We start from the raw sequence: 26,001 nt of genomic DNA, 5'->3' as shown, positions 1-26,001 counted from the left end.
TAGAACTCTTGCATATATAATTTAGTATTGGATTACTGAAATAAAATAATTTTGGTAAAAATTTTAAAAATAAAATTATCATAGTTTTAAGTAATTTAAATTATGTAGCAGGTTTTAAAGTTCAGAAAAGGAGTAAAAATTGAAAAAAATACAATTTATAATAATTCCTACGATATTGTCCTTTGGATTAATAATATCTGCGGCATTAATTTCAAATGCCATGAACAAAGCAAATAAAGATGAAAACAGAATTACAGTAAAAGGAGTAGCGGAACGTAGAATAAAAGCAGATAAGGCACTCATAAATATCGTAATTTCTGATAAAAATGAAAATCTCGACGAATTAAAAAAAAGTATATCAGAAAAAGAAAAATTGGCAACAGATTTGATTAAAAATCTAAAAATTGATTCAAATGATTATAGTATTGGAAATTTAAGAATTCAGCCAAATTATATTGAAGCTTCATCGAATGTAAAACAGCAGACAACAGCAATTTCTACTCCAATTATGCAAAATGCTAAAATTTCAGATTACGAGGGAGTTGAAACAATTTCTATTGTAACGAAGGATATTGACAAAGTCGAAGAGTTTTTTCAAAAATTATTAGAGTTAAAGTTGCAAAGTAACAATATTCAGATAAACGAGCCAGAATTTTTTATAACGAATATCGAAAGATATAAAAAAGATATGGTAGTAGATGCTTCTCGAAATGCTGAAATAAGAGCAATTGAGATGTTAAAAGTAAATAACAATGAAATTGGCGGACTAAAAAATATTAGTCAAGGGCAATTTGAGATACTAGAAGACACGGAAGATGTAAGAAAAATCAATGAAAATGAGGCTAATCAAATTTATAAAAAAATGAGAGTGGTAGTAACTGCAACTTATTTAATAAAATATTAGTTAGAGAAATCAAGTTTATTTTTAGAATAAATAGTAAGTTAAGTTAAAAAATAAATCATAAAATAAAGTAAAAATTTAGGAGGAAAAAATTAATGAAACCAGCAGCAGAATTAAGACAAGGAAGTACATATAGAAAGGACAACATCCCATATTTAATATTAAAAGCTGAAAGACATCAGTCAACATCAGGAAAAAGACAAAGAGCAGCAGAAGTAAAATTTAAAACAAAAGAGTTAATCTCAGGAAAAATACAAGAAATCACAGTTTTAGCAACTGAACTTATGGACGATATTATTCTTGATAGAAATCAAATGCAATTTTTATATGAAACTGATGGAGAATATAATTTCATGGATCAGGAATCTTTTGAGCAAATTACTTTATCAGCTGAAGATTTAGGAGATGCAGTAAATTTCTTGGAAGAAGAAATGATTATTCAAGTATTGATGTACGAAGGAACTCCAGTTGGTGTAGAATTACCAAATACAGTAATTAGAGAAGTAACTTATACAGAACCAGGATTAAAGGGTGATACAATTGGACGTGCGACAAAACCAGCAACTGTATCTACAGGGTATGAATTGCAAGTGCCTTTATTCGTAGCAATTGGAGATAAAATCAAAATTGACACGAGAACTGGTGAATATATTGAAAGAGCAAATTAATAACAATTCAGAATTATAATAATAAAAAATGCGGCTATCGAAAAAACGGTAGCTTTTTTTGAAAAGACAAGAAAAAATTAATAAAAAATTAAAATATAAAAAAGAGGTAAGTTTTATGAAAAATGATAAAATAAAAAGAGTTGAAAAAATGGAAAAAGTTATGGATAAATCAGCGGATATTTTTAGAGAGTTGAATGAAGCATTAGACAAACTGGAAGAAAATTTAACAGATTATAAAAAACTGGATGAATATTACAGCAGCGAAAACTGGTTTTTAGATGTAGAAGATTATAATAATGGTATTTTACCACAAGATTTGAAATGTGGAGTTTTGAGTGAAGACGGGGCTTATAATTTGTTTGGGGAAAACCATGAACTGGCAATTAGGATGGTAGAGATTGCAGCTAGGATGTTGAAAAGATAACAAACTCTGAATTTATGAATATTTAAGAGAATATAATTTAGAATATTTTTAAATTTAAATAGGAGTTTTAAAAAAAAATATGGAAAAAACATATCAAATAAAAATATGGAAAATTATTCAAATAATATTTTATAATCTTTTGGTATCTTTTATACCGTTTGTAATTATTGGAGAGTTTTTATTGCAGATTCCTCAAATTTTTCCTGTTACATTTTTAGTTATAATTTTTTATACTTTGATAAGTTGTTTCAGAAAAGAAATTATCGTAAAGCGTAATAAAATTAGTTATTTTAATTTTGCTGGAGAAGAAAAGGTTTTAGATATCATAAAAAATGATGTGCGGATAGTGGAAAGTGTAGAAAGTCATATAAAAAGTTTAAGAATAAAAGTAAAGAGATATTTGAAATTTACAGAAAATGGAAAAAGATATTTGAAAAATATTTCGTGGATAACTTCAAAAGAAGGAAATGAATTGAAGATATATATTTGGAAATATAAGTATTTATTTAAAAGAAAAGTTGGAAAATATGAAAATGATATTTTTGAAGAGAAAAATTTTAATATTCCAGGAGAAAAACTTGCAATTTTAAAGGAAATGGATATAAAAATAAAATTTTTTGTAATATCGATCATTAATTTTATAATTTTTATATCTTTTTCAGAAAAAGGAACTGAAAAATTTATAATTCATTTGATTTATGCTATTATTGTAGAAACTATTTTAATAATCGTTTATATTGCGTATTATTCGAACATGAAGGAAAAAATTCAGAAAAAACTTCCTCAAAATATAACGATAGATAATTTAAAAATAATAATAGATAAAAAAGAATTTTATAAATCTGATGTAAAAAAAATAACTATGACAGGATTAAAAATTATGGAAAAATCATATTTTAAAATTTTAGATGTTCCAAAAGTATTCATAATAGAAAGTAGTATCAGGAAACAGAAATTTCTTATTGTGCCAAGCGGAGTAAATGCGAAATGGAAATATCCTGAATATGTATTGCTGTTTAAGAGTATTAGAAATTGGTGCTTTGAAAATGGGGTTGAATTTATCATAAATGGATATTAAAATTTTTCTAAAATATAAATTTTGAAATTATGAAAGTTGAGACAAATTGATAAAAAAATTTATGAAATATCATTTTCTGAAAAGAAAATTATAATAAAAAATGAAATAATTTATTATTTTGAATATAATAAACTAAAAGAAACTGTTTCGATTGAGGAATTTGATGAAAGAACTATTGAAACAGAATACGTGTATAAAACAGGAGTTAGTCTGTTTTGGGAAATTATAAAGCCTCATCCTAGAAATGTAGATAGAAATAGGTACAAAAAATTAGTGAAGTATAGGAAACTAAAATTTTTAAATGGCAATAAAATTGATGTAAGTGAATTGGATGATTATGAGTTCAAAAAATTGGGGGATTATATCGAAAGTTTGAAAACGAAAAGGATGATTTTAGATGAGCAAAAATTTCATATGAAGGATAAATTGATAAATGAGTGGATTTGGAATCATGAGTCAAGAAAAATGAGCCGGGAAAAACTTCAAGAGAAATATAATGAGCAGATAGAAGACAATGAGGCACGAGAAAAATTTTTATCAAATTATGAGAAAAAAGTTTTTAAAATCAGAAAAGACGAACTTTTGAGTGATTTTAAGAAAAATTCGGGATTTGTAAATTTTCTAAATTTATCGTTTACAGAAGTATTTTATTATGTTTTAACATTGCTAATTCTTGCATATATAAAATTTTTAAATCCAGCTATAGTAATAATAATTTTTTATAATAATTGTAAAATTTTTATTAAAAAAATAATTTAAGAAAAAGCTGGAAGCAATGATTTACAGTATAGCTTTTTATCAAGATAGAATAGTTATAAACTTTGGATATAATATTAACAGAATAAAAGCTGAGGAAATTATGAGTATGGCTGTGGATAAAGCGAGTAAATATAATTTGGAGTTTAGAATATCTAAGAGAAGTGAGGATATACGTTGTAATTTTGGTATAACTTTTACAAAAATGCTAGATTACGAATTGGTTAAGAGGGAACGAAAGAAATTTTTGGAAATCTTGGAAGAAATACCAAAATGGTGTGTTATGAATAATATTGAATTTAAGATAGAAAAATAAGAAAAGAAAGGTGAAATTTATGGAAGAAAAATTTTTGAATTAGGAGATTATTCATTTTTAAAAAAGAGTAAAATACAGAGGTCTAATTTAATAAAGGTTACAATTTTTTATATAACAACAGGAATCATGAAGGCTTTTATTATGTTTTTCTAGTAATTGCCTTAGCTTTTAAATTAACAATACCAATTTCTGTTGCAAAATATTTATTCTACAGCGCCAATTTCAATATTTTTATTTTTGTATATCAAGGTTTTAAACATTGGAAAACGTATTTTCAGATAATAAATTCTCCGAGCAGATTAATTTTAAATGACTTTGAAATTGCGATTGATAAAAAGAAATTTTCTTATGAAGATATAAAGATAATAAAAATGACACATCCAAAATCTTTAAATGATAAAAGAATAATAATGATTCAAAAAAATGGTAGTAAATATAAAAATTTTTTGTATTTTTTATAAAAAGAGATTATTCTCAAAATTATTTAGCAATTTTTTTACAAATACGGAAAATATGTCAGGAAAAGAAAATAGAGTTTGTTGTAGAAGAGAAAGAGTATAATAATATTTTAGAAAATAAATAAAAAAATCAAGGGGTTGATTGAGATGAAGAATAAAATAATTAGAGGGTTAGTTTTTGTATTTTTAGTTTTGGGAATATTTTCTTGTTTTAGAAAAGAAAAGATAAATGAGACAATTGATGTAAATAGAGATGAGAATAGAATTTTAGTTGCATCATTTAATGCTATGCGTCTTGGTGAGAAACAAAAAGATTATCGGACACTTGCGAAAATTTTAGAAAAGTTTGATTTAATTGGGATAGAAGAGGTTATGAATGAGAAAGGAGTTAAGAAAGTTCAGGCGTATTTGGAAAAGTTGACAAAAGAGAAATGGGATTATATTATTTCGGAAAATTCTGTAGGAAGTGAAAATTATCGTGAATATTTTGCATTTATTTATAGGAAAAGTAGATTTTCTGAAGCGAGAGAGCTTGGATTTTATAAGGAAAAGGATGAGAATGAGTTTATGAGAGAGCCGTATGGTGCATATTTTAAAGCAGGAAACTTTGATTTTGTTTATGTTATTGCACATTCGGTTTTTGGTGATAAAGAAAAGCATAGACTGCTTGAGGCAGCAAATTATGTCAATGTTTATGAATATTTTTCTAAATTGACAGATGAGGATGATATAATTATCGCTGGGGATTTTAATACGCCTGCTGACAATATGGCTTTTAAAAATATGACTGATAAATATAACGTCAAGTATATTTTAAATCCTGAAGAAAATTTGACCACACTTTCGGATAGTAAACTTGTAAGTTCTTATGATAATTTTTTCATAAATTTTGAAAAAACAAAAGAATTTACTGGAAATTTTGGAGTTTATAACTTTATAAAAAATAATAACTATGCTATAATAAAGAAATATGTGTCAGATCATTTGTTGATATTTTCAGAATATTCAACATTGGAGGATTTAGATTATTAAATAAATTTGTTAAAGTTAAAATTTATTTTGTTAGGAAAAAATATTATCAAGTAAACTGAAACTGTTGAGAAAATCTAAAAAAGTATCAATGAAAAAGAAAGGAAATAAATGAAAGAAAAAATATTGAATAAGAAGTTTGTTTATAAAAAAGTGCTTAATATTGGGTTGCCTGTGGCAATTGAAAATATGATTTATGCACTTATGAACTTTGTTGATATGTTTATGGTGGGGAAAGAAATTGTAACGCTTGGACTGGGGACAGTTGCTGTTGCAGGATTAGGTTTTGCAAATCAGATGTTTATGATTTTTATGACTTCACTTTTTGGGATGAATAGTGGCGGTGGAATTTTGGCAGCTCAGTATTTTGGGAATAAGGATTACAAAAATCTGAAGAAATGTCTTGGGATAACAATAATTGTAGGGTTTTTATTTTCGCTGCTATTTCTTTTTACAGGATTATTTACGCCAAAACTTGTAATTTCAGTATTCACAAATGATAAAAAAGTTATAGAAATAGGGGCTTCATATTTACGTATAGTAGCGTGGACTTATCCACTTGTGGGAGTTGGTTTTGCCTTTAATATGCAACTTCGTGCAATAGGGAAAACCAAATATTCATTTTACTCAAGTGTAATAGGGCTTTTGATAAATGTGTTTATTAACTATGTTCTGATTTTTGGACATTTTGGATTTCCTGCGATGGGAGTACGTGGTGCTGCAGTTGCAACAGTTATTGCGAGAATTATAAGTACTTTTTATATAATTTATATAATTTACAAGTTAAAATTGCCAATTGCAGGGAAAATAAATGAATTATTTGATTTGTCAATGGAATTTTTTGTAAAAGTTATGAAAATATCGCTTCCTGTGTTTATTCATGAAATATTGTGGGTACTTGGAGCAAGTGTATATGTAATGATTTTTGGAAGAATGGGGACAAATTTTGCGGCTGCCGTTCAGGTTGTAAAATCAATTAGCAGTCTTGTATTGACATTGTTATTTGGACTTTCGAGTGCAACTTCGGCTATAATTGGTAATGAGATTGGTGCTGGAAGAGAAGAAAATGCTTATGACTATTCAATAATTTTATTAAAGGTAGCTGTTATTTCAGGAATTATTATTGGAGCAATTGTATTTGTTTTCAGTCCATTTATTCTGCAACATGTAAATGAAAAAAGTTATCCGTTAGCAAAAGAGGTTGTAAAGGCGGAGGTATTTGTAATTTTTGTAAAAGCAATAAGTTTACAGCTGTTAGTTGGAATTTTACGTTCAGGAGGGGATACGCTCTGGACAATGTTTGTTGATTTGATTCCGCTTTGGTTTATTGCAATTCCAGTAACATATTTTTCTGGATTATATTTAGGATTTCCAGTTGTATTTGTATATTTACTTTCATGTAGTGATGAAATTATAAAAATATTTCCGTGTATTTGGAGATTGAAGAGCAAGAAGTGGATAAACAATCTAGTTAGTTAGAAATTTGGGTAAAAATAAAAAAGGATGATTAAATTGAGAATAAAAAAATAAATTTAAAATAGTGAAGGAGAGAATAAATTAATGAATTTAAGAAGAAAAAAGTATTTATTAATTGGTATTTTAACAGCCTTTACAATTTCATGTTCCACAATAAAAACTCCTCCACTTGGAGTAAATTATGAAGGTCCATTGAGAGATAGTGATAACGTCGAGTTTCATTATGATTTGACTTATCTGGATAAGGATGGGAATATTCGATATGACAGGAAGATTTGGGAGGCGACTTATAAGGTTGTGGATGAAGCAAAGGATTATCTGATTGTGGAGATGTTTTTGTTTAATGATATCTATAATAAGGATAAAGAGCATTTTCCAGAGTTTGCTAAGGAGTATACAAGAAGGCTTATTAAAAAGAAGATGGAAAATCCTGATTTGAAGGTATATGTGCTTTCAGATGAGAATAATAATTTATACGGGGCTTTTGAGCATCCGTTTATTACGGATATGAAAAATGCTGGGATTGATGTTATAATGGTGGATATTTTTAAGCTGAAGGATACTTTCCCTTGGTATTCGCCAATTTGGAGAACATTGATTGCACCTCACGGAAATCCGCAGGGGAAAGGATGGATTGGGAACTTTTACGGGCCTATGTGGCCTAAATTGACTTTGAGAAATTTATTGAGGGCATTGAATGTAAAGGCCGATCACAGAAAAATATTTTTAAATGAGGAAAATGTTGTAGTTTCAAGTGCTAATATTCACGATCCTAGCTATTTTCATGAAAATGTGGCAATATCGGCTAATGGAGAAATTACAAAGGATGTTCTGCATGGATTACAGCTTGTGGCTGAATTTTCAGATGGGAAGATTGATGTAACTGAGAAACAGGAAAATAAAATAAATAATATACAAATTGGAAATTTAACGGATAATCAGACAAGTGAGACAAATAATTTTTCTGAAAGTGAAACTGAAAAACAAGTTAAAGAAATTGAGAATAAGAAGAAAGAATTTGTGGAAGAGGAAACAAGAAGATTTTCACAAACTGGAGAACTTCCTGAAAAAAGTCAAAATTCTGAAAACGAAAATCAGAAAAATGGAGATACGATTACAAGATTTGATGATGAAAATAATAAGTATCAGCTTCAGTTTGTGACAGAGGCAAAAATAGGAGAGCATCTGGATAAGGATATTGACAGTGCGAGAGCAGGGGATGAAATACTTATGGGTATGTATTTTCTGGCTGATAAAGGTGTTGTCGATAGATTGATAAAAGCTGCAAATCGTGGTGTAAAAGTTCGGATTATTTTTGATAGAAGTAGAGATGCTTTTGGAATGAGTACGAACGGACTGCCTAACAAACCTGTTTCTAAGAAATTGAAGAAAAAAACTAAAAATAAAATAGAAGTGAAATGGTATTTTACGAATAATGAGCAATATCACACAAAGATAACACTAATCAAAAAAACAGATGGCAATGTTATAATACATACAGGTTCGGCTAATTTAATCAAAAAAAATATACGTGGTTATATAATGGATGCTAATTTTAGAATTTTGACAAATAATAATTCTAAGCTGACAAAAGATATTTATACATATTTTGATAGATTATGGGAAAATAAGGATGGTTTGTTTACCATAAACTTTGATGATGAGCCAACTACGAAGGCAAGTGCAGATTTTATGTATAAAATTTTAGATGCAGCACAATTAGGATCATTTTAGATGAAAAAATATATAGAAAATATATTAAATTAAAAAATTATAAAAATAAAAAGAATTTGAAAGAGAGGAATGAGAAACGAATGAAAAGAAAAATAATGTTAGTGGTAGTAATTTTAGCTATTGGTATGATGTCAGTTTCTTGCTTTAAAAAGAAAAAGGATAATAAGAAAAATAATCAGCAGACACAACAGCAACAAAATAAGGACATTAATACTGATATTTTTAATCTTGGAGGACAGGCTCAAGGAAATCCAAATATACAAAATTTAACTCCTGAGGAACAGCAAAATTTAATTGACAATCAAATTGATCCTGCAAAAGTTTCGGAAGCATTGACAAAAGCTCAAAATGGAGATAAGGAATCAATTATGTCGCTAGCACAGCTTTATTATAATTTAAAAAATATGGATAAAGTTAAACAAATTTTACAATATGGTGTAGATAAAAACTATCCCGAAGCAATTTATAACTTGGCTGTGATTTTTAAAGAAGAAGGAAATATGGCAGAAGCAAATAAATTGATTGCAAGACTTCCAAAAGGTTCTACAACGACTGCTGGTAGACAGCAAATGAGACAAATAAAAATGCGTCCTGGTGCAGAAGCATACAATAGAGGTATTGATTTAATAAAAGCAAAAAGATATAAAGAAGCTAAAGTGGAATTTGAAAAAGCATATAATGCTGGGATAAAGGAAGCTGACATACGTGTGGCACTTTTAAATAAAGAACTTAAAAATGAGTCAGAAGCGATGAAATGGTTCCAAAAGGCTGCAAACCGTGGTGTTAAAGAGGCAAATTATGAAATTGGAGCAATTTTATATGATGGCGGTAAACAGACTGAATCACGTCCATACCTTTTAAAAGCGTATAATGCTGGGAATAAAGGACTTGCAATGCCAATCGCAATGTCATACCATCAACAAAATAATATGACAGAGGCTTTGAAATGGTATAAAATAGCTGCAAAAAATGGAGATAAAAATGCTGCGGCTACTGTTGAAAGAATTGAAAAGGGTGGAGTAGTTGAAGAAAAGAAAAATGACAAACAGCCAAAAACATTCCTAGGAAATGTAAACTCATCTCAAAGCTTGACAGAAAGCACTCTTAATAACGTAAAAAGTAAAAGTAAAGCAGAAGAAGCTTCAAAAGTTGAAATTAAAGCTGAAAAACCAAGTACAGTTAAGCAGCAGCAACCTGTACAAACAGTAAAATCTGACGAAAAATCTTCAGATGTAAATATTGATGAAATTATGAAGAAAAAAGCGGCAGAATACAATAAATAAAAATACAGGAAATAAAAATTTTTTAATATTGACATTTGTAAAAAAATATTATATACTTGTTTTACAATAAAGTTATTTGAAAATCAAATAAATTATAATACAATTTAATAAAACTTATCAAGAGAGATATTAGGGAACGGCCCATTTGAGTATCCAGCAACCTGTAATTACAAGGTGCTAAGTCCGGCATATGAATGCGAAGATAAGAAACAATTCTCTTCCTTTCTAGGAAGAGATTTTTTTTAAGTCAAAATATTTTATGTATTGAAATTGGAAATTATAAGTTTTAAGATTGATTGTTGTAAATTAAGTTGTGTTTATAGAAAAAATTAGGAGGAAAGAAAATGGCTAAAAAAATTTACTTTACATCAGAATTTGTATCACCAGGACATCCAGATAAAATCTGTGATCAGATTTCAGATTCGATATTAGATGCTTGTCTTGCAGATGATGAAAGTTCAAGAGTGGCATGTGAAACATTTGCGACTACTGGGCTTGTAGTCGTTGGGGGAGAGATTACAACTAAGACTTATGTGGATGTTCAGAAGATTGTTAGAGATAAAATTTATGAAATTGGATACCGTCCAGGAATGGGATTTGACTCTGACTGCGGTGTGTTAAATACTATTCATTCACAGTCGCCTGATATTTCGATGGGAGTCGATACAGGTGGAGCTGGAGATCAGGGGATTATGTTTGGAGGGGCAGTTAATGAAACTGAAGAATTAATGCCTTTGGCACTTGTATTATCACGTGGAATTATTCAAAAATTAACTGAGATTACTAGAAATGGTACACTTGCCTGGGCAAGACCAGATGCAAAGGCACAAGTTACGTTAGCTTATGATGAAAATGGAAAATTGTTAAATGTTGATACAGTTGTTTTATCAGTACAGCATAACGAAGATGTAACAAATACACAAATTGAAAAGGATTTGAAAGAGCTTGTTATAAAACCTGTGTTGGAAAAATATAACTTGAATATTGAAAATGTGAGAAAATTTCATATTAATCCAACTGGAAGATTTGTAATAGGAGGGCCTCACGGAGATTCTGGACTTACTGGAAGAAAAATTATAATTGATACTTATGGTGGATACTTTAGACATGGTGGAGGAGCCTTTTCTGGAAAAGATCCATCGAAAGTTGACAGATCGGCAGCTTATGCGGCAAGATGGATTGCCAAAAATATTGTTGCAGCAGGTTTTGCTACAAAATGTGAAGTTCAGCTGTCTTATGCGATAGGTGTCGTTGAACCTGTGTCAATTCGTGTAGAAACATTTGGAACTGGAACAGTTGAAGAAACAAGAATTGAAGAGGCTGTTGCAAAATTATTTGACTTGACACCAAATGGAATCCAAAAATCATTAAACTTGAGAAAACCATCATTTAGATACCAAGATTTAGCGGCATTCGGACATATTGGAAGAACTGATATTGATTTACCTTGGGAAAAATTGGATAAAGTTGAAGGATTGAAAGAAGAGTTGGGAAAATAATTCAAAAATAGGGAGTGAATAAGTCACTCCCTTTAACTTTTTATTCATTAGAATATTTTTCAAAAGCCTTTTCAAATCCAATTGTATACATATCAAAAAAGAAATTTATATTTTTTTCAGGAATATCGCCTAACGCTTTCATTACATCTTTTGCAAAATGAAGAGGACTGTCACCTCTTGCAGTTACCATCTTTCCATCAATTACTGATTCTGATTTCACAAAATTTTCAGAATTTGTATAATTTTCATTATCTTTTATTTCAGCAAGATTGTTTACAGTATGTTTGCAGTCATTTAGAAGTCCATTAGTTGCAAGGAAATAAGCGGCATCACAAATTGCCCCAACAACTTTATTTGGATTATTCTTAAATTTTTTTACAAGTTCAATAATTGTGTAGTTTGTTTCAAAGCTCTGATTTCTCCAAGTTTTTCCTCCAATTAAAATCAATCCGTCAGTATTGTCTTCGGTGATTTCTTCTAATGTCATATCAGGCAGCATTTTTAAATTACCCATTGATACTTTAACATCCTTATCAGTTGAAGCATAACTTACTGAATAATTTTGAGTTATATTTTCTTCATTTAATGCCGAAGCTAGAAATGCAGTTTCCCAGTCTGCAAATTCATCTAAAATTAAAAAAACTATATTTTTCATTATCATTTTGTCCTTTCTTAGTTGCAATCAACTTTCTATTTTAAAACCAAATAAAATTATTTCATTTTTAATAGTTTAATTTTAAAAAGTTTTAAAAGAATTGAAAATATTATAAATTATAATACAAAGAAAGTCAAATTTTTAATTTTTTCCATTTTCTTATTTTTGTCCTGAAAGTTTTAAAAGGAGCGACTGTATTTGTATGAATCCATTTCCAGATTGGCCAGTTGCTTGGTGTGGAAGAAGCCCATTGTCGTTGATTTTGCTCAAATAACTCCTTTTCTGTGTAAATTTCAATTAAATCAGTTATTTTTTTTACGGTTATATTAAATTCTGCAATTAATTTTTTTATTGAATAATTTTCATACTTTTTATAAAATGATTGATAAAGCCCACTTAAATTATTCCACTTGTAATTTTCTGATGGAGTAATAACTGTTTCATTATTTTTATTTTTTTCTTCCCATAAAAGTATTAAATTCATCCATCCCAGCTGGTAAGCAATCATCTGAGCAGGGCCTCTGTCCACTCCTTCTACCAAAGTATCTTTATTTTCATCTGTTATTTCTATAAATTCATTAATAAATAATACCGCTCTTTTATTTATTTCATCTATCAATTCTTTTTTACTTGAATATTCTTGCATAATTTTTCTCCCTATTTTTTAACAGGCTGTCTTATCACTGTCTTCAGTTTATTTATATCTGCCTTTCTTGGATTGCTCAAATAAATTTCATGATGATATCTTTTTTCTATTAATTCTATATTATATCCATTATTTTGTGCAAATTCATTCATTCTTTGGATAGTTTCAGGTTCATCATTGTAGCTTCCTGTATGCATACATTGTACACAAAGTCCTTCGTTATAGCTGAAAAATTCAACTTTTGAAAAATCTTTTTTCTTTTTTTCAGTAGCATACTTTATAGCCCATTCCACATCTCCCTTTTTAATAAAATCAGGTACTCTAATTAAAGAAATCCAGTTAAATAATTCCTTGTTTAACAAATAATTTTCATTCTCTACATTTTCCTGCCACCAAAGCCCTTCTAGTGGCGGAACAACATATTCAAAAAATCCTTCAATTTTATATTGTGTCTTGTAACTCATCTTAAGAGTGTAGGCAACTCCATATAGCATTTCAACTGCTTTCTGATACTCCCCATCTTTTTCGTTGGGATTTCCTTTTCCTCGGACTGCTATAAAATTCATTTTAGGAATTTCTATAATTTCAGGTTTTTCTGACGGTCTATAAAATTTTTTAAATTCCTTCTTAAAATCAAATGCCATAATTATCATATCCTAGTTATTATTTTATACTGATATAAATGTGAATTTCTGTATTTTCATAATCATTACCTGCTATATATTCTTCAAAATCATATGTATAATTTCTTATATCAGATTTTTCCTTCCCAAATTCTTCCCAGAATTTATACCAAAATTCTCCAACAGCATTTACAGGGTTACCAAAAATCACAAATTTTGCATATTTTCCTTTAGGAATTTCTAGACTTGTCATATCTTCAGGAATTTCATCAATTTTATTTTTCACTTCACAGCCTGTAAGACAGTCGTACTCAAAGCCATTTTCATTACTGTAATTATAATAGACTCCAATAGCATTATTGTTAATTCTGTCCTTTATATTTTTGGCACCTTCTTCAGAATACAGTTTTTCCCATAAATTTGAAATTTTTTCAGACATTGTTTCATCATCTTTCACTCTTGTTTTAAATCCAACAAGAGTTTTTTCTTTAATTTCTACTATTTCATATTTCATAATTATCATCTCCTATTATTATTTTATACTGATATAAATGTGAATTTCCATGTTTTCATAGCTTTCACCTGATATTTCATAATTATCTTTAGTTATATATTCTTCAAAATCATATGTATACTTTCTATTATCCGAAAAATCTTCACTCAATTCTTTCCAAAATTTATCCCAAAACTCTCCAACTGCCTTTTCAGGATTTCCAGTAATTACAAATTTTGCATATTTTCCATCAGGGATTTGTATTTTTATCATATTTTCAGGGATTTTATCTATTGTATCCTTTACTTCACAACCTGTAAGACAGTCATATGCAAGTCCATTTTCATTACTGTAGTTATAATAAACTCCCATAAGATTACCGTTTTTTCTATCTTTTACATTTTTGACACCTTTTTCAGAATACAAATCTTTCCATAAATTCCAGATTGTATCATGTGCTGTTTTTTCTTCCTTTATTCTTGCCTTTAATCCAACAAGAGTTTTTTCTTTAATTTCTACTATTTCGTATTTCATAATTATATCACCTTTATTAATTTATTTATATTGTTTTAAAAATTCTTCAGTTGGCTCTATAATCTGTATAACATCTATCAGAAGATTATCAGGACCTTCAAAAATAAAATGCCTCTGTCCCCATTCCTCATTTTGTATTTCTAGCAATATGTTCATATTTTTATCTTCTGAAATCCTTTCATATATTTTATCAACATCTTCAACTTCAAAATTTAATATAATTCCTTTGGATTGTTGCCTAAATCTTTCTGGAATTGTTTCATGGTTTTTATCTATAATTGCTATCTCAAAGTTATTCTCATGTTTCAAACTGATATACCAATCGCTGACAAATGTTTCTTTAAAATTAAAATACTTTTTTATAAAATTTCCTGTTATCTCTATGTTATCACTTAAAATTACAGGATAAAAACTATTTAACATAAAAATTCCTCCTCTTTAAAATTTTCTATAGATATTATAATACAAAAAATATGACAAGAGTATGTCATATTAAAAAATAAAATTTTGATTTATAAAAATATATTTGTTAAGAAAAATTTAAAAAAAAATACAACAATAAAATATTGCCATATTTATTAATTTTTATAATTTATCTCATCAATTCTGGACCATAACCAAAACCAAGATATTTGTAAATAGCATTATTTATGGTGTAATCTTGAATTACTCCCCATGTATTAGGATATTTTTTTACATATACTTTGATATCGTTTTCCATATATTGTAAATTATTTCTTTTAACTAATTGCAAATAAAATTCAGAACCTTTTTCTAGCAAAAAGTTTTGATATTGTTTATTGTTCATTTTTGAAATTTTTTTCTTTTCTTCATTGCTAATTTTTTTTATGTAATTTTCTAATTCAGAGGCATGAGCTGTAAAATTAGGACCTTTAATATGCACAGTTAGGACAGCTGTACCATTTTTAATTTCGGCATCCAATACTCTGTATGAAATTTTTGAGTTTGCGATTATTAAATAATCTGCAGAATTTTTTAATGATTTATTTGTCTGACTTGCTGCAATATCTTCTAAATTTTTTTTACGTTGATTGCTTACATTTTTTCCCCAAATTTCATTTGTACCTTCCACAGAGTTTGTAAAAACATTCTTCTTAACATTTTCAGGACTTGTGTGAAATTTCATAAAATCATAAAAGCTGTTAATTACGGTTTGTTTTTCATCATTCGAAGCATTATTTTTAGCATTAGAAAATCCAAAGATGCTAAAAAATAAAAATGTTACTGTTAAAAATTTTTTCATTTGCAACACTTCCTCTCGTTTTTAATATTTTAGAAAATTATAGCATTTTATTCTTGAAAAAAACTTTGAAAAATATTTTCCTATTTATAATTTTCCTTCATTTTTATAATTTTTTCAAACAAAATTTTCTTTATTCTCTCTGGCTCCCTTACCTTCAAATGTTCTCCAAAAGATAGAAGATAGCCGTAAATCCATTCATTTTCAGGATATTCCATTATAATTTCAAAATCGCCATTTTCCATTTTGTTTATATTCTCTTCAGAAAATTCATCATAGACACGGTATGCTTGTGATTTATCTATTTTGACTATGATTTTTATAGTTTCTACCGTATTTTTCTTGTTATTTATTTCAAAGTCTTTGATTGTTTTTTCAAAATATTCGTTTGTTAAGGTTAGATTTTTGATTCTTGTTATTTTAAATTGACGAATATCATTTTTTTTGTGGCAATAGGCAAATAAGTACCATGCTTTTTCTTTAAACCATAAATTTAAAGGGTCTGCTGTTCTTTCATAATGTTCGCCTTTTGTGTTAAAATAGTTAAATTTTACGGTTTGTTTAGTTAATATTGCCTCTTTAATTTTTTCAAATAAAGTACTATCATCGCAATTATATCTTGAAAAGTCTATTTTTATCCAGTTGTCTGACTTTTTGTTAAAAATAGTGCTTAATTTTGAAAGAGTTTTATTGTTATTAGGATAATTAGTAGCGTTTAAGCTTTGAAGTGCATAAAGTATTTCATTTTGCTCGTCTTGTGAAAGTAGCGATTTATTTATGACATAGTTATCCATTAGTTTTATTCCACCAGATTTTCCCCTTTGAAAATATACTGGAATACCAGCAGAAGAGAGAATGTCAATATCTCTATAAATCGTTCTGACTGATACTTCAAAATGTTCAGCAAGATCTTTTGCAGTAATAGCTCTTTTCTCCAGCAATAAATATACAATTTCAAATAATCTGTTGATTTTCATAATAACTAAACTCCTTAAAATATTAGATAGAAAAAAAGGAGAAATGCCTACTAAGAGACAGAACTCCTTATTCCAAAGTTTTTTATGATTTTTTTTTAATCATTTTATATGATTTTATTATTTCTTGTTTACACAAGAATTATATGTAAAGAATATATTTATTTATAAGAAATTAATTCACAAATTAACTAAATGGATTAATTGCCCATCTAAATGTCTTGTTGTAAAAATTACTGTCTAAACTAGAAACTGTTACTCTTTTACTTCCAGAAGAAGCATGAATAAACTGTCTATTACCCATGTAAATTCCTACGTGAGAAATACGACCTTTTCCAGTTGTTTCAAAAAATACCAAATCACCTTTCGTCATATTCATTGATGAAATTCTTGGTTTAAATGTTGCTTGTGAACTTGAAACTCTAGGCAAGTTTACATTAGCAGCTTTTTTGAATACGTAACCAACGAAGCCTGAACAATCAAAACTGTTAGGACCAGTTGCTCCCCAAACATACGGTGAACCTAATTTTGTTTGTGCGAAAGAGATAATTTGATCTCTTACTGCTGTGGAAGAAGTTCCACCACTATTCACCTCTCTTGGTTTAGGTTTTGATACAACTGCTAAATCTATAGTTTTATTACTATAATGATTTTTGATTGTACTTTGTAAATCTGCAAATGATACAGCAGAAATAATCAAAGCTCCAGTTAGCATCAATATTTTCTTCATTAGAACCTCCAATCTACCTTTGAACTTTGGTAAACTTATTATAGCAAAATCAACTTTTTTTTTCATTTTTTTAAAATTAATTTTAAATTAAAATAAAAAGGAAAGTAATTAAAAGTAATAATTGTTGGTTTAAAACTGTAAATCTGGTTGAAATTTTTTCTTGAAGTTTTTAAAAGATATTGTTATAATATAGAAAAATTAAAAATGAAATATAGAAAGGATGATAAAAATGAAAAAATTGATTTTAATTGGAATAACAATTATTTCAGCAATGGCTTTTGCTGATACAAACACAAAAAAAATTCTTGAAGAATACAGAAAAGAAGCTCTTCAAGATCAAGCAAGAAAAGAAGTTAGAGTAAAACCTGAAAAAAAAGCGATCAAAACAATTAACGTAACACCAGTTACTGAAAATGTCGAAGAAGTTGTTGTAGAGGAAGTTGTTGAAGATAATACTGGTATTGTAGATGATTCTTTACAAAATATTGACGCTGCAATTGAAAAAGTGAATTTTTATTTAAGAAATAACCCAGAAAAATTTGAAAAACTTGAAAGACGTTACAGAGCTGTTGTTGGACAAGAATAGTTTTTTTATGGAGGCACTTTATAGTGCCTTTTTATATTTGTAATATAATTTTAGATATGTAATAGTTATATTATTTTTGATTTGCTATTTAGTCTTTTTATGGATGTTTAGGAGTTAAACTGAAATTGAAGTTATTTATTGCAAAAAAATAGAGAATAAATTATAAAAACGCTTGATATAATGTATGTTATATGGTATTATAATAATACCGCTTTAAAATTAAATTTAAATATTTTTATTACTTTTAAATACACTAAATTTAAAAATATACATTTTTTAAACTGTTTTGATTTTGAAGAAATTAATCGTATCAATATTGAAATACTTATGTTTTTATATTTGATATTTTGGATTCAAAACGGTGTGAATGAATTTATTAAAACGCCGAAATTAGATGATTTATTTGCGAAAAAGAGCACAGGTAGAGCAGTTCTGATTTTGATAATAATAATAATAATAATGTTTGCCTTTAAAAATAGAATTACAAGTTCATTTACATTTTTAGATGGAATAACTCAGTCAGTAAACTTTAGGTTAGTAAAAGTAAAAAGTATGTTGTACACTCAGGTTTTAAAATTAAAATCACGAGTTAATGATATCAGTTATGTTGAAGACTATGCTGAAAATAATAAAAATAGAGATTTTGAATTACAAAAAAATAAAGTTCAGAATATGGAACTTGCATATTTAAAAGAAGAAAATGAAAAATTACGGCAAATGCTTGGGATGCGTCAAAAAAATCCAGCTGAATTTATAGCGGCAGATGTTGCACTTGTGGAAAATGGTAATTCATCTGAGAAAATGTATATAAATAAGGGATCTGCACAAGGAATAAAAATAAATCTGCCAGTAATGTTTGATGGTTATCTTATTGGGAAAATTTCTAAGGTAAGTGAAGAATATTCAGAAGTGACACTGTTAACAAGTAAGACTTCAAAATTAAGTGTCGTTTTAAATGGTTCTGATCAGCAAATATTACGTGGAAATGGTAATGGAACTTTCTCTGTGCAAAATTATAATGAAGGTAAAGTAGATAAAAATACAATATTTAATATAGAAACTTCTGGAGTTAGTGATGTTCTGCCAAAAGGAATAAGAATAGGAAGTTTCAAAGTAACTGAAGTAAATGCATTTAATAAAATGAAAGAAATTAGATTTAAACCAAGTTTTAATATATTTGATATTCAAAGTGTATTAGTTTACAAATGGAGTGTTAATGATACTATAAATACTCAGATACAAAATCAAGTGAAGGCTGAAGAACAGCAAAATAAAGAAAATTCACAAACAAATTAAAGAAAGTTGTATTAATATATACAAAATAGTGATAATTTAATAAAAATCACTATTTCAAAAATATAAAAAGAGGTGAGTTTGATTATGTTAAAACAATTAACAATAACAAAAAAAGTTATATTATTATTTTTATTGGTATCAGTATTTTCTTTTTCTAAAGATTTTTGGGAAAAAAGAAACTTTACAGTAAACGTTACTGAAGATGCAACAATTAATGGTAAAAAAAGAAGTAAAAGTTATGTGATGTCTTATAATTCTGGGACAATGAAATTAACAATTACAGCTCCAAGTGTAAATAAAGGAGAAGTGTATACTTTCAGTGGAAGCAAGAAGACAATCTATTATCCAAGTCTAAAACAGACTGTAACGCAAAAAGTTGAGAAAAGTGAAGCAAATATATTATCTGTATTTAATAAATTAAGAGATATAACTTCTAAAAAAACGCAAACTAGAAATGGAGATACATTTACATTTTCTAATAATTGGCTGACTGCGATAAAAAGTAGTGGAAATACTGTGAATTTTAGTGACTATAAATCATCAAACGGGTATAGTTATCCAAGTAAAATATCTGTAAGTGATGGAAGTTCTCAGATAATTTACAGATTGTCTAATTTTAGATAATAAAAAATTTAAACTGATATGAAATAAAATGAAGATATGAAAATAATAAAGACAAATTGTATTGTTTTAAAGAAAGTAGAAATGAGAGAGGCGGATTTACTAGTAACATTGTTTAGTAAAGATTATGGAAAAATCATGGCAACAGCATATGGAATTCGAAAATCAAAAAAAAGAGATGTTATTTCTTTAAATCCGCTTAATAAAGTTGAAGTAACACTTATACAAAAAAATAATTATTATATCGTGAAAGATATAGAAATAATCAAAAATTTTAAACATATTATGAAAGATATTGAAAAATTGGAAATTTCATTATATGTATTAGACAGTATAGATAAGATTTACTATACAACAGATGAAAATGGAGATTTTTTGATAAATTACTAGAAATATTAAGTTTTATTGATGTTCTTCCATATATAAAAAAGGCTATAAATATTATATTTTATTATCATTTTTAAGAAGAATAATGATAGAACAAGGAATTTATGATATTAATGAAATTAGTTTGATACTAGAAAAAGAAAAATCGGAAAATATTAGAAAGTATAAGGAAATTTTAAAAATTTCAAAAAACAGTTTAGAAAATTCTGAAATTCAGGAAAAAATGGAAATATATGTAGATTTTCTAAAAAAATAGTTATAATTTTTGAAGATTTTATAAATTCAAATTTACAAACTAATATAAAATTAAAGAAATTTATTATGGAGGAATTTTATGGAAATTAAAAATGTTGCTGATTATATTAAAGTTGACACAATAAATTTAAATTTGGAATCAAAAAATAAAAATGCAGTAATTAAAGAATTGTATGGTAACTTAAAAAAAACAAATTTAATAAAGGATGAAGAACAGGGATTAAATGATATTCTTGCAAGAGAAGAAATGGGCTCAACTGGAATTGGTAAAAGGATAGCATTACCTCATGCAAAAACAAAAGCAGTAGATGAATTGATTGTGACTTTTGGGATTTCAAGAAATGGAATAGCATATAATTCAGTAGATGATGAAAATGTAAATATTTTCTTTATGTTTCTATGTCCAGAAAATAAAAGTCAAGAATATTTAAAAGTATTGGCAAGAATATCAAGGTTAATAAGAGAAGACAAATTTATAGATAATTTGTTGAAAGCTGAATCAAATGAACAAATTATTGAAATTATTCGAACAGAAGAGATGAATGGATAACAAGTCGTATTAAATTATTATAGAAATAATTTTTAATAAATTAACATATAACCCTGTAAAATTAATAAAATATTTTAAAAAAGATTAGGGGGAATATTATGAGATGTCCGTTTTGTGGTTATGAAAATACAAAAGTAGTAGATAGCCGTGCTTATTTTGAAGGAAACTCAATTAAACGACGGCGTGAATGTGAGAAGTGTGGTAAAAGATTTACCACTCATGAAAAAGTTGCTGAACTATCGTTGGTTGTTGTAAAGAAAAATGGTGAAAAACAGCCATATTTACGTGAAAAAGTTTATAATGGAATTGTAAGGGCGTTTGAAAATAGACATATTGATATAGAAAAAATAGAAGAAACAATAGATAAGATTGAGCGTGAAATATTGACTTCATATTCAGGCGAGATAAAATCAAGTGAATTAGGTGAAAAAATACTTTCATACCTAATAGATTTAGATGAAATTGCCTATGTGAGATTTGCCTCGGTCTATAAAAAATTTGATAGTTTAGATAGTTTTATAAAAGAAATAGAAAAAATAAGAAATGATAAAAACAATCAAGATAGATATAAAAAATTAAAAATACAGGAGGAATAATGAGAAAGCTACGTATAATAGGAAATATCATATTTTTCAGTTTAGTAGTTTACTTTATTGGGCAAAGTGCAAGAATCTTTTTTAATAAAAGATCTATGCAAAACAATTTGATCAGTACAGATAAAGAAATAAAAGAGCTTAACGATAAAAAAAATAGATTATTAAGTCAAGAAAAGAATTCAGATGAAGATGAAAAAACTGAAAAATTTGCGAGAAATAATTTGAATTTAAAAAAAGAAGGAGAAGAAACTTATAAAATTTCAGAATAATTTGTTAATAAATTATTGAAGTTAATTTTTATAAGTCATAGTATAATGAACAATATTTTTGATATGGAAAATTTAAAAAATAAATTAGAGCTATATAAAATAGAAGATGAGAAGAATAAATATGTTTTTAGAGCAAATTTAAGATATATGATTTCATCGTCTATTTTTTATAATAATTGTTATTATAGCAGGATATTCTTTATATAAAGGAATTGCTGGAATTGAAAAACTAACAACTATAAAAATTGTTTTTATTGCGATTCTTTTTGGATATGTTATCGTTGCATCTTTTCTTTTATTCAGTTTTAAGATTGTGATTGAAGATAATAAAATATTTTTAAAAAAAATAACCATTAATATTGAAGATATTGAAAGTGCTAGTATAAAAATAATTAGAGTAAGCTCGAGTAAAGCAGATAAATTTTTAGAAATAATAACAAAAGATAAAAAAAGAATACAAATTAGATTAAATATTAACAATGAATTGTTATTTTTAAAATTAATACAAAATAAAATTGGAGAAAAATTGGATATTTAAAAATATTCAGGAAAGGTAGAAAAATGAATATAAAAAAAATGATTGTAATAATTAATGTCCTAATATGCAGCTTCATGTTTGGAGATGACGGTTCTGTAAAAAAAGCGCTTGTAAAGGTTTATGCAGCTCATCAGATGTATAATTATGCATCACCTTGGCAAAATGGGCAGGACTACAATTCAACAGCAACAGGATTTATAATTGATGGAAACAGAATTATTACAAATGCTCATGCCGTATTAAATGAAAAATTCCTACAAGTTAGAAAAGAAGGAGATTCTAGAAAATACAAGGCAAATGTAAAATTTATCTCTGAAGAATATGATTTGGCTATGATTGATGTAGAAGATAAATCGTTCTTTAATGGGACAACTACATTAAAATTAGGAACATTGCCTCAAATTCAGGATAATCTTACAGTTTATGGTTATCCACTTGGTGGGGATAAACTTAGTACGACTAGAGGTATAGTTTCTAGGATGGAGCATAATACGTATACTTTAACAAATCAAAAATTTTTAATAGGGCAAACTGATGCGGCCATTAATAGTGGAAATAGTGGAGGACCTGTTTTAAGCAATGGAAGAGTTGTTGGAGTTGCATTTGCGGGACTTACCCAGGCAGATAATATAGGATATTTTATTCCTGTAAATATAGTTAATAATTTTTTAGATGATATAAAAGATGGAATTTATGACGGGCCACCAAAATTAGGAATACAATGGGCAAAACTTGAGAGCACATCACAACGTCAAATGTTAGGATTAAAAAATGATTCAAAAGGTATTATTATAAAAAAAGTTTTCACAAATTCGCCATTTTATGGAGTTTTACAAAGAAATGACGTATTGTTAAAATTAGATGGGCAGAATATTGAGTCAGATGGAACAATTGAGTTTCGTAAAAATGAAAAAACAGACTTTAATTTTATAAACCAGGAAAAGAAATACGGACAAAATCTAAGTTATGAAATCATAAGAGATAAAAAAATTCAAAAAGGGCAAGTCACATTAAAGAAAACAGATATAAAGTATAGTGTTGTAAAAAGTACAAAATTACAGGATGCACCATCATATTATGTATATGGGGGATTAATATTTGAACCTCTTACAACAAATTATATTACAGCACTTTCTCAAGCACGACCATCAAATACACTTGCTGCAATATATGATAGAGAAGATTTGTTCAAGGATTACAATGGATTGGTGATTTTAGTAAGAGTTCTTCCATTTGATGTGAATCTTGGATATTCTGAGCTTGAAAATAAGATAATTACGAAGGTTAATGGACAAAAATATAAGGATTTTAATGATTTTGTACAGAAAGTTAAAAATACAAACAGTGAATTTATTGTTTTTGAAGATGAAGACAGTAATGAAATAGTACTTGATGTGGCAAAAGTTAAGGCTCAAAAAGCAGAATTGATGGACAATTATAACATTTCACATGAAATGTCGAGTGATATAAGATAATAAAACTAATTTAGGAGAAGAAAAGAATAAATATGGTAGAATTTTTTATTGCATTTAAGCATATTATTGAAAGAAAATTTCAAAGCATATTTTCAGTTCTTGGAGTTGCTATTGCAGTAACAGTTTTCATTGTTTCATTAACTGTTTCAAACGGACTGGAAAAAAATATGATAAATTCATTATTGACAATGAGTCCACATATTCTTATAAAAAATAAAAAATCAACTTTTTTTGAAAATTATAATGAAATCATAGAAAAAATAAAAAAAATAGATGGTGTAAAAGCTGTTATTCCACAAATAAATAGTCAATCAATAATAAAAAGCAATGGTTTGGCAAAAGGTGTGCTGGCTGATGGAATTAGTCCAGAAAATGTAAAAAATGGCTTAAATCTAAAAATCGTAGAAGGAAATGACAATATTGCAGAGCTTAATTCAGTTCTTGTTGGTGAACAATTAGCGATAGAGATGAACTTACAAGTTGGGAAAGAAATAAGCCTTGTGTCTGCTGAGAATAAAGAAATAAAATTAATTGTCCGAGGTATTTTTAAAACAGGATTTTTAGATTATGATTCAAATCTTGCGATTGTTCCATTAAAAACTATGCAAATTTTATCTGAACAAGGTGAATCTGCAACAGAAATTGGAATAAAGGTTGAACAGCCTCAAAAAGTTGAAAATGTGTTGAATCAAGTAAAAAATGTTGTTAATCGTGATGAATACGGTGTGATAAGCTGGAAGACGATAAATCAGAATCTTTTAAAAGCAGTACAGTTTGAAAAATTTGTGTTAATTGCGATTTTAAGTTTACTTCTCGTTATTGCAAGTTTTGCTGTATCGGTAATTTTAAATATGATTGTACGTGAGAAAATTAAGGATATTGGAATTTTGAAATCAATTGGATATACAAATAAAAATGTTCGAAGAATTTTTACTATAGAAGGATTGATAATTGGCGTATTTGGGATGGTTTTGGCAAGTGGATTGTCGCCACTTGTACTTATAGGGTTAAAAATTTTATTTAAGGAATATATGAAAGGTGGAACTTACTATCTGGAAGAGTTGCCTTTGTATATTTCACAAAAGGAACTTCTTATTATTTATGGAGTAACATTTGTAGTTGTATTTTTGTCAACAATCTTCCCGGCAGCCAGAGCAGCCAGATTAAAACCTGTGGAGGCGTTAAAATATGAATAAAATAATAGAATTGAAAAATGTTAATAAAATTTATAAGACAAAAGTTGAAAATATTCATATTCTAAAAAATATAAACTTGGCGTTTAACAAAGGAGATTTTATTTCGATACAAGGTAAGTCAGGAAGTGGAAAAACATCGCTTTTAAATATACTTGGTCTTTTAGATGAGCCGACTGATGGAGAAATTTATATAGGCGGAGAAAAGATACACTATAAAAATGAAAAAGCAAAAACAGCAATAAGAAATAAAAAAATAGGGTTTGTTTTTCAATTTCACTATTTGCTAAATGAATTTACAGCACTTGAAAATGTTATGATGCCTGCACTTGTAAACAAAAATATGAATAAGAATGAAATTAAGAAAAAAGCAAAAGAACTGCTTGCATTAGTGGGACTTGCAAAACGTATAAAACATAAACCAATGGAGCTTTCAGGAGGGGAAAAGCAGCGTGTGGCAATAGCAAGGGCGATGATTAACGATCCTGATATAATACTAGCTGATGAACCTACAGGAAATCTTGACACAGAAACAAGTAATATGATAAATGAACTATTTATGAAAATAAATCAGGAAAGAAATCAGTCAATAATAATAGTTACTCATAGTCTGGAACTAGCAAATTTGGCTACTTATAAGTATAAAATTGAAAATGGTGAATTTAATATGATTTTACCAACAATACAATTTTAGGAA

32 protein-coding genes and 1 riboswitch are annotated in these 26,001 nt (G+C 27.5%); of the genes, 23 read left to right on the top strand and 9 right to left on the bottom strand.

Going from position 1 to position 26,001, the window contains the following annotated elements; genetic code table 11:
* Positions 1 to 139: 139 nt before the first annotated feature.
* The 11 genes from FVE75_RS06485 (at position 140) to metK (ending at position 11,622) form a co-directional block, all read left to right on the top strand.
* A complete protein-coding gene (locus tag FVE75_RS06485) occupies positions 140 to 904 on the top strand; it encodes an SIMPL domain-containing protein (RefSeq protein ID WP_147005752.1) in 765 nt (254 codons plus the stop codon).
* Between the two features lie 92 nt (positions 905 to 996).
* Positions 997 to 1,569: an elongation factor P gene (gene efp / locus FVE75_RS06480; RefSeq protein WP_147005751.1), complete on the top strand. Its 573-nt coding sequence runs from the start codon at positions 997 to 999 to the stop codon at positions 1,567 to 1,569.
* A 115-nt stretch (positions 1,570 to 1,684) separates the two neighbouring features.
* Positions 1,685 to 1,993 carry a DUF4298 domain-containing protein gene (locus tag FVE75_RS06475; protein ID WP_147005750.1) on the top strand — a complete coding sequence of 103 codons (309 nt, stop codon included), beginning with the start codon at positions 1,685 to 1,687 and terminating at the stop codon, positions 1,991 to 1,993.
* Positions 1,994 to 2,072: 79 nt separating this feature from the next.
* Positions 2,073 to 3,071: a hypothetical protein gene (locus tag FVE75_RS06470; RefSeq protein WP_147005749.1), complete on the top strand. Its 999-nt coding sequence runs from the start codon at positions 2,073 to 2,075 to the stop codon at positions 3,069 to 3,071.
* 36 nt (positions 3,072 to 3,107) lie between these two features.
* The gene (locus tag FVE75_RS06465; RefSeq protein WP_147005748.1) at positions 3,108 to 3,830 is read left to right on the top strand and encodes a hypothetical protein; all 723 of its coding nucleotides are present in this window, start codon (positions 3,108 to 3,110) and stop codon (positions 3,828 to 3,830) included.
* 16 nt (positions 3,831 to 3,846) lie between these two features.
* Positions 3,847 to 4,143 (top strand): hypothetical protein, encoded by a 297-nt coding sequence (locus tag FVE75_RS06460; RefSeq protein WP_147005747.1) that lies wholly within the window; start codon positions 3,847 to 3,849, stop codon positions 4,141 to 4,143.
* 605 nt (positions 4,144 to 4,748) lie between these two features.
* Entirely contained in the window at positions 4,749 to 5,633 is an 885-nt protein-coding gene (locus FVE75_RS06450; RefSeq protein WP_147005746.1) for an endonuclease/exonuclease/phosphatase family protein, read from the top strand.
* A gap of 108 nt (positions 5,634 to 5,741) precedes the next feature.
* On the top strand, positions 5,742 to 7,109 hold the full coding sequence (locus tag FVE75_RS06445) for an MATE family efflux transporter (protein ID WP_147005745.1): 1,368 nt from the start codon (positions 5,742 to 5,744) through the stop codon (positions 7,107 to 7,109).
* 81 nt (positions 7,110 to 7,190) lie between these two features.
* Complete coding sequence (locus FVE75_RS06440; RefSeq protein ID WP_147005744.1) at positions 7,191 to 8,840, top strand: phospholipase D family protein; 1,650 nt, start codon at positions 7,191 to 7,193, stop codon at positions 8,838 to 8,840.
* Positions 8,841 to 8,920: 80 nt separating this feature from the next.
* A complete protein-coding gene (locus tag FVE75_RS06435; protein ID WP_147005743.1) occupies positions 8,921 to 10,123 on the top strand; it encodes a tetratricopeptide repeat protein in 1,203 nt (400 codons plus the stop codon).
* Positions 10,124 to 10,234: 111 nt separating this feature from the next.
* Positions 10,235 to 10,332: riboswitch (SAM riboswitch) on the top strand.
* A gap of 135 nt (positions 10,333 to 10,467) precedes the next feature.
* Positions 10,468 to 11,622 (top strand): methionine adenosyltransferase, encoded by a 1,155-nt coding sequence (metK, locus tag FVE75_RS06430; protein WP_147005742.1) that lies wholly within the window; start codon positions 10,468 to 10,470, stop codon positions 11,620 to 11,622.
* A gap of 40 nt (positions 11,623 to 11,662) precedes the next feature.
* On the opposite strand, the gene FVE75_RS06425 is transcribed toward metK, so the two are convergent.
* The 9 genes from FVE75_RS06425 to FVE75_RS06385 form a co-directional block, all read right to left on the bottom strand.
* Positions 11,663 to 12,277 carry a DJ-1/PfpI family protein gene (locus FVE75_RS06425; RefSeq protein ID WP_147005741.1) on the bottom strand — a complete coding sequence of 205 codons (615 nt, stop codon included), beginning with the start codon at positions 12,275 to 12,277 and terminating at the stop codon, positions 11,663 to 11,665.
* Positions 12,278 to 12,410: 133 nt separating this feature from the next.
* Positions 12,411 to 12,923, bottom strand: a complete 513-nt coding sequence (locus FVE75_RS06420) for a ClbS/DfsB family four-helix bundle protein (protein WP_147005740.1) — start codon at positions 12,921 to 12,923, stop codon at positions 12,411 to 12,413.
* A gap of 11 nt (positions 12,924 to 12,934) precedes the next feature.
* Positions 12,935 to 13,567 carry a GyrI-like domain-containing protein gene (locus FVE75_RS06415; RefSeq protein ID WP_147005739.1) on the bottom strand — a complete coding sequence of 211 codons (633 nt, stop codon included), beginning with the start codon at positions 13,565 to 13,567 and terminating at the stop codon, positions 12,935 to 12,937.
* 19 nt (positions 13,568 to 13,586) lie between these two features.
* The gene (locus FVE75_RS06410; RefSeq protein ID WP_147005738.1) at positions 13,587 to 14,060 is read right to left on the bottom strand and encodes a GyrI-like domain-containing protein; all 474 of its coding nucleotides are present in this window, start codon (positions 14,058 to 14,060) and stop codon (positions 13,587 to 13,589) included.
* An 18-nt stretch (positions 14,061 to 14,078) separates the two neighbouring features.
* Positions 14,079 to 14,573, bottom strand: a complete 495-nt coding sequence (locus FVE75_RS06405; RefSeq protein ID WP_147005737.1) for a GyrI-like domain-containing protein — start codon at positions 14,571 to 14,573, stop codon at positions 14,079 to 14,081.
* Between the two features lie 21 nt (positions 14,574 to 14,594).
* Positions 14,595 to 14,996 (bottom strand): VOC family protein, encoded by a 402-nt coding sequence (locus FVE75_RS06400; RefSeq protein ID WP_147005736.1) that lies wholly within the window; start codon positions 14,994 to 14,996, stop codon positions 14,595 to 14,597.
* 169 nt (positions 14,997 to 15,165) lie between these two features.
* Positions 15,166 to 15,837, bottom strand: a complete 672-nt coding sequence (locus tag FVE75_RS06395) for a hypothetical protein (protein WP_147005735.1) — start codon at positions 15,835 to 15,837, stop codon at positions 15,166 to 15,168.
* A gap of 80 nt (positions 15,838 to 15,917) precedes the next feature.
* The gene (locus tag FVE75_RS06390; protein ID WP_147005734.1) at positions 15,918 to 16,811 is read right to left on the bottom strand and encodes a helix-turn-helix transcriptional regulator; all 894 of its coding nucleotides are present in this window, start codon (positions 16,809 to 16,811) and stop codon (positions 15,918 to 15,920) included.
* A 184-nt stretch (positions 16,812 to 16,995) separates the two neighbouring features.
* A complete protein-coding gene (locus FVE75_RS06385) occupies positions 16,996 to 17,538 on the bottom strand; it encodes a C40 family peptidase (protein WP_147005733.1) in 543 nt (180 codons plus the stop codon).
* A 229-nt stretch (positions 17,539 to 17,767) separates the two neighbouring features.
* Between FVE75_RS06385 and FVE75_RS06380 the strand changes: the two genes are divergently transcribed.
* The 12 genes from FVE75_RS06380 to FVE75_RS06330 all read left to right on the top strand — a co-directional run bounded on the left by FVE75_RS06380 (position 17,768) and on the right by FVE75_RS06330 (position 25,998).
* Entirely contained in the window at positions 17,768 to 18,124 is a 357-nt protein-coding gene (locus FVE75_RS06380) for a hypothetical protein (protein ID WP_147005732.1), read from the top strand.
* 363 nt (positions 18,125 to 18,487) lie between these two features.
* Positions 18,488 to 19,420, top strand: coding sequence for a rod shape-determining protein MreC (gene mreC / locus FVE75_RS06375; protein WP_232052473.1), 933 nt, complete (start codon positions 18,488 to 18,490; stop codon positions 19,418 to 19,420).
* Between the two features lie 84 nt (positions 19,421 to 19,504).
* On the top strand, positions 19,505 to 20,044 hold the full coding sequence (locus FVE75_RS06370; RefSeq protein WP_147005730.1) for a hypothetical protein: 540 nt from the start codon (positions 19,505 to 19,507) through the stop codon (positions 20,042 to 20,044).
* 81 nt (positions 20,045 to 20,125) lie between these two features.
* Complete coding sequence (recO, locus tag FVE75_RS11440) at positions 20,126 to 20,431, top strand: DNA repair protein RecO (protein ID WP_232052472.1); 306 nt, start codon at positions 20,126 to 20,128, stop codon at positions 20,429 to 20,431.
* Positions 20,432 to 20,513: 82 nt separating this feature from the next.
* Complete coding sequence (locus FVE75_RS11435) at positions 20,514 to 20,684, top strand: hypothetical protein (RefSeq protein WP_232052471.1); 171 nt, start codon at positions 20,514 to 20,516, stop codon at positions 20,682 to 20,684.
* A 78-nt stretch (positions 20,685 to 20,762) separates the two neighbouring features.
* Entirely contained in the window at positions 20,763 to 21,233 is a 471-nt protein-coding gene (locus tag FVE75_RS06360; protein ID WP_147005729.1) for a PTS sugar transporter subunit IIA, read from the top strand.
* 98 nt (positions 21,234 to 21,331) lie between these two features.
* Positions 21,332 to 21,829, top strand: coding sequence for a transcriptional regulator NrdR (gene nrdR / locus FVE75_RS06355; protein ID WP_147005728.1), 498 nt, complete (start codon positions 21,332 to 21,334; stop codon positions 21,827 to 21,829).
* Positions 21,829 to 22,098 (top strand): FtsB family cell division protein, encoded by a 270-nt coding sequence (locus FVE75_RS06350; protein WP_147005727.1) that lies wholly within the window; start codon positions 21,829 to 21,831, stop codon positions 22,096 to 22,098. The genes nrdR and FVE75_RS06350 overlap by 1 nt, the downstream gene beginning before the upstream one ends.
* Before the next feature lie 313 nt (positions 22,099 to 22,411).
* The gene (locus FVE75_RS11430) at positions 22,412 to 22,636 is read left to right on the top strand and encodes a hypothetical protein (protein ID WP_232052470.1); all 225 of its coding nucleotides are present in this window, start codon (positions 22,412 to 22,414) and stop codon (positions 22,634 to 22,636) included.
* 23 nt (positions 22,637 to 22,659) lie between these two features.
* Positions 22,660 to 24,111, top strand: coding sequence for a S1C family serine protease (locus tag FVE75_RS06340; RefSeq protein ID WP_147005726.1), 1,452 nt, complete (start codon positions 22,660 to 22,662; stop codon positions 24,109 to 24,111).
* A gap of 32 nt (positions 24,112 to 24,143) precedes the next feature.
* A complete protein-coding gene (locus FVE75_RS06335; RefSeq protein ID WP_147005725.1) occupies positions 24,144 to 25,307 on the top strand; it encodes an ABC transporter permease in 1,164 nt (387 codons plus the stop codon).
* Positions 25,300 to 25,998, top strand: coding sequence for an ABC transporter ATP-binding protein (locus FVE75_RS06330; RefSeq protein ID WP_147005724.1), 699 nt, complete (start codon positions 25,300 to 25,302; stop codon positions 25,996 to 25,998). The genes FVE75_RS06335 and FVE75_RS06330 overlap by 8 nt, the downstream gene beginning before the upstream one ends.
* Positions 25,999 to 26,001: the final 3 nt, after the last annotated feature.

Origin of the sequence: Leptotrichia hongkongensis (assembly GCF_007990635.1) — a bacterium.
Classification (GTDB): domain Bacteria; phylum Fusobacteriota; class Fusobacteriia; order Fusobacteriales; family Leptotrichiaceae; genus Leptotrichia; species Leptotrichia hongkongensis.
This window is presented reverse-complemented; position numbering and strand designations above follow the sequence as displayed.

Coding starts and splice junctions, on each gene's coding strand:
- efp (WP_147005751.1), top strand. CDS start 997: ATGAAACCAGCAGCAGAATTAAGACAAGGAAGTACATATAGAAAGGAC.
- FVE75_RS06475 (WP_147005750.1), top strand. CDS start 1,685: ATGAAAAATGATAAAATAAAAAGAGTTGAAAAAATGGAAAAAGTTATG.
- FVE75_RS06470 (WP_147005749.1), top strand. CDS start 2,073: ATGGAAAAAACATATCAAATAAAAATATGGAAAATTATTCAAATAATA.
- FVE75_RS06460 (WP_147005747.1), top strand. CDS start 3,847: ATGATTTACAGTATAGCTTTTTATCAAGATAGAATAGTTATAAACTTT.
- FVE75_RS06450 (WP_147005746.1), top strand. CDS start 4,749: ATGAAGAATAAAATAATTAGAGGGTTAGTTTTTGTATTTTTAGTTTTG.
- FVE75_RS06445 (WP_147005745.1), top strand. CDS start 5,742: ATGAAAGAAAAAATATTGAATAAGAAGTTTGTTTATAAAAAAGTGCTT.
- FVE75_RS06440 (WP_147005744.1), top strand. CDS start 7,191: ATGAATTTAAGAAGAAAAAAGTATTTATTAATTGGTATTTTAACAGCC.
- FVE75_RS06435 (WP_147005743.1), top strand. CDS start 8,921: ATGAAAAGAAAAATAATGTTAGTGGTAGTAATTTTAGCTATTGGTATG.
- metK (WP_147005742.1), top strand. CDS start 10,468: ATGGCTAAAAAAATTTACTTTACATCAGAATTTGTATCACCAGGACAT.
- FVE75_RS06425 (WP_147005741.1), bottom strand. CDS start 12,277: ATGAAAAATATAGTTTTTTTAATTTTAGATGAATTTGCAGACTGGGAA.
- FVE75_RS06420 (WP_147005740.1), bottom strand. CDS start 12,923: ATGCAAGAATATTCAAGTAAAAAAGAATTGATAGATGAAATAAATAAA.
- FVE75_RS06415 (WP_147005739.1), bottom strand. CDS start 13,567: ATGGCATTTGATTTTAAGAAGGAATTTAAAAAATTTTATAGACCGTCA.
- FVE75_RS06410 (WP_147005738.1), bottom strand. CDS start 14,060: ATGAAATATGAAATAGTAGAAATTAAAGAAAAAACTCTTGTTGGATTT.
- FVE75_RS06405 (WP_147005737.1), bottom strand. CDS start 14,573: ATGAAATACGAAATAGTAGAAATTAAAGAAAAAACTCTTGTTGGATTA.
- FVE75_RS06400 (WP_147005736.1), bottom strand. CDS start 14,996: ATGTTAAATAGTTTTTATCCTGTAATTTTAAGTGATAACATAGAGATA.
- FVE75_RS06395 (WP_147005735.1), bottom strand. CDS start 15,837: ATGAAAAAATTTTTAACAGTAACATTTTTATTTTTTAGCATCTTTGGA.
- FVE75_RS06390 (WP_147005734.1), bottom strand. CDS start 16,811: ATGAAAATCAACAGATTATTTGAAATTGTATATTTATTGCTGGAGAAA.
- FVE75_RS06385 (WP_147005733.1), bottom strand. CDS start 17,538: ATGAAGAAAATATTGATGCTAACTGGAGCTTTGATTATTTCTGCTGTA.
- FVE75_RS06380 (WP_147005732.1), top strand. CDS start 17,768: ATGAAAAAATTGATTTTAATTGGAATAACAATTATTTCAGCAATGGCT.
- FVE75_RS06370 (WP_147005730.1), top strand. CDS start 19,505: ATGTTAAAACAATTAACAATAACAAAAAAAGTTATATTATTATTTTTA.
- recO (WP_232052472.1), top strand. CDS start 20,126: ATGAGAGAGGCGGATTTACTAGTAACATTGTTTAGTAAAGATTATGGA.
- FVE75_RS11435 (WP_232052471.1), top strand. CDS start 20,514: ATGATAGAACAAGGAATTTATGATATTAATGAAATTAGTTTGATACTA.
- FVE75_RS06360 (WP_147005729.1), top strand. CDS start 20,763: ATGGAAATTAAAAATGTTGCTGATTATATTAAAGTTGACACAATAAAT.
- nrdR (WP_147005728.1), top strand. CDS start 21,332: ATGAGATGTCCGTTTTGTGGTTATGAAAATACAAAAGTAGTAGATAGC.
- FVE75_RS06350 (WP_147005727.1), top strand. CDS start 21,829: ATGAGAAAGCTACGTATAATAGGAAATATCATATTTTTCAGTTTAGTA.
- FVE75_RS06340 (WP_147005726.1), top strand. CDS start 22,660: ATGAATATAAAAAAAATGATTGTAATAATTAATGTCCTAATATGCAGC.
- FVE75_RS06335 (WP_147005725.1), top strand. CDS start 24,144: ATGGTAGAATTTTTTATTGCATTTAAGCATATTATTGAAAGAAAATTT.
- FVE75_RS06330 (WP_147005724.1), top strand. CDS start 25,300: ATGAATAAAATAATAGAATTGAAAAATGTTAATAAAATTTATAAGACA.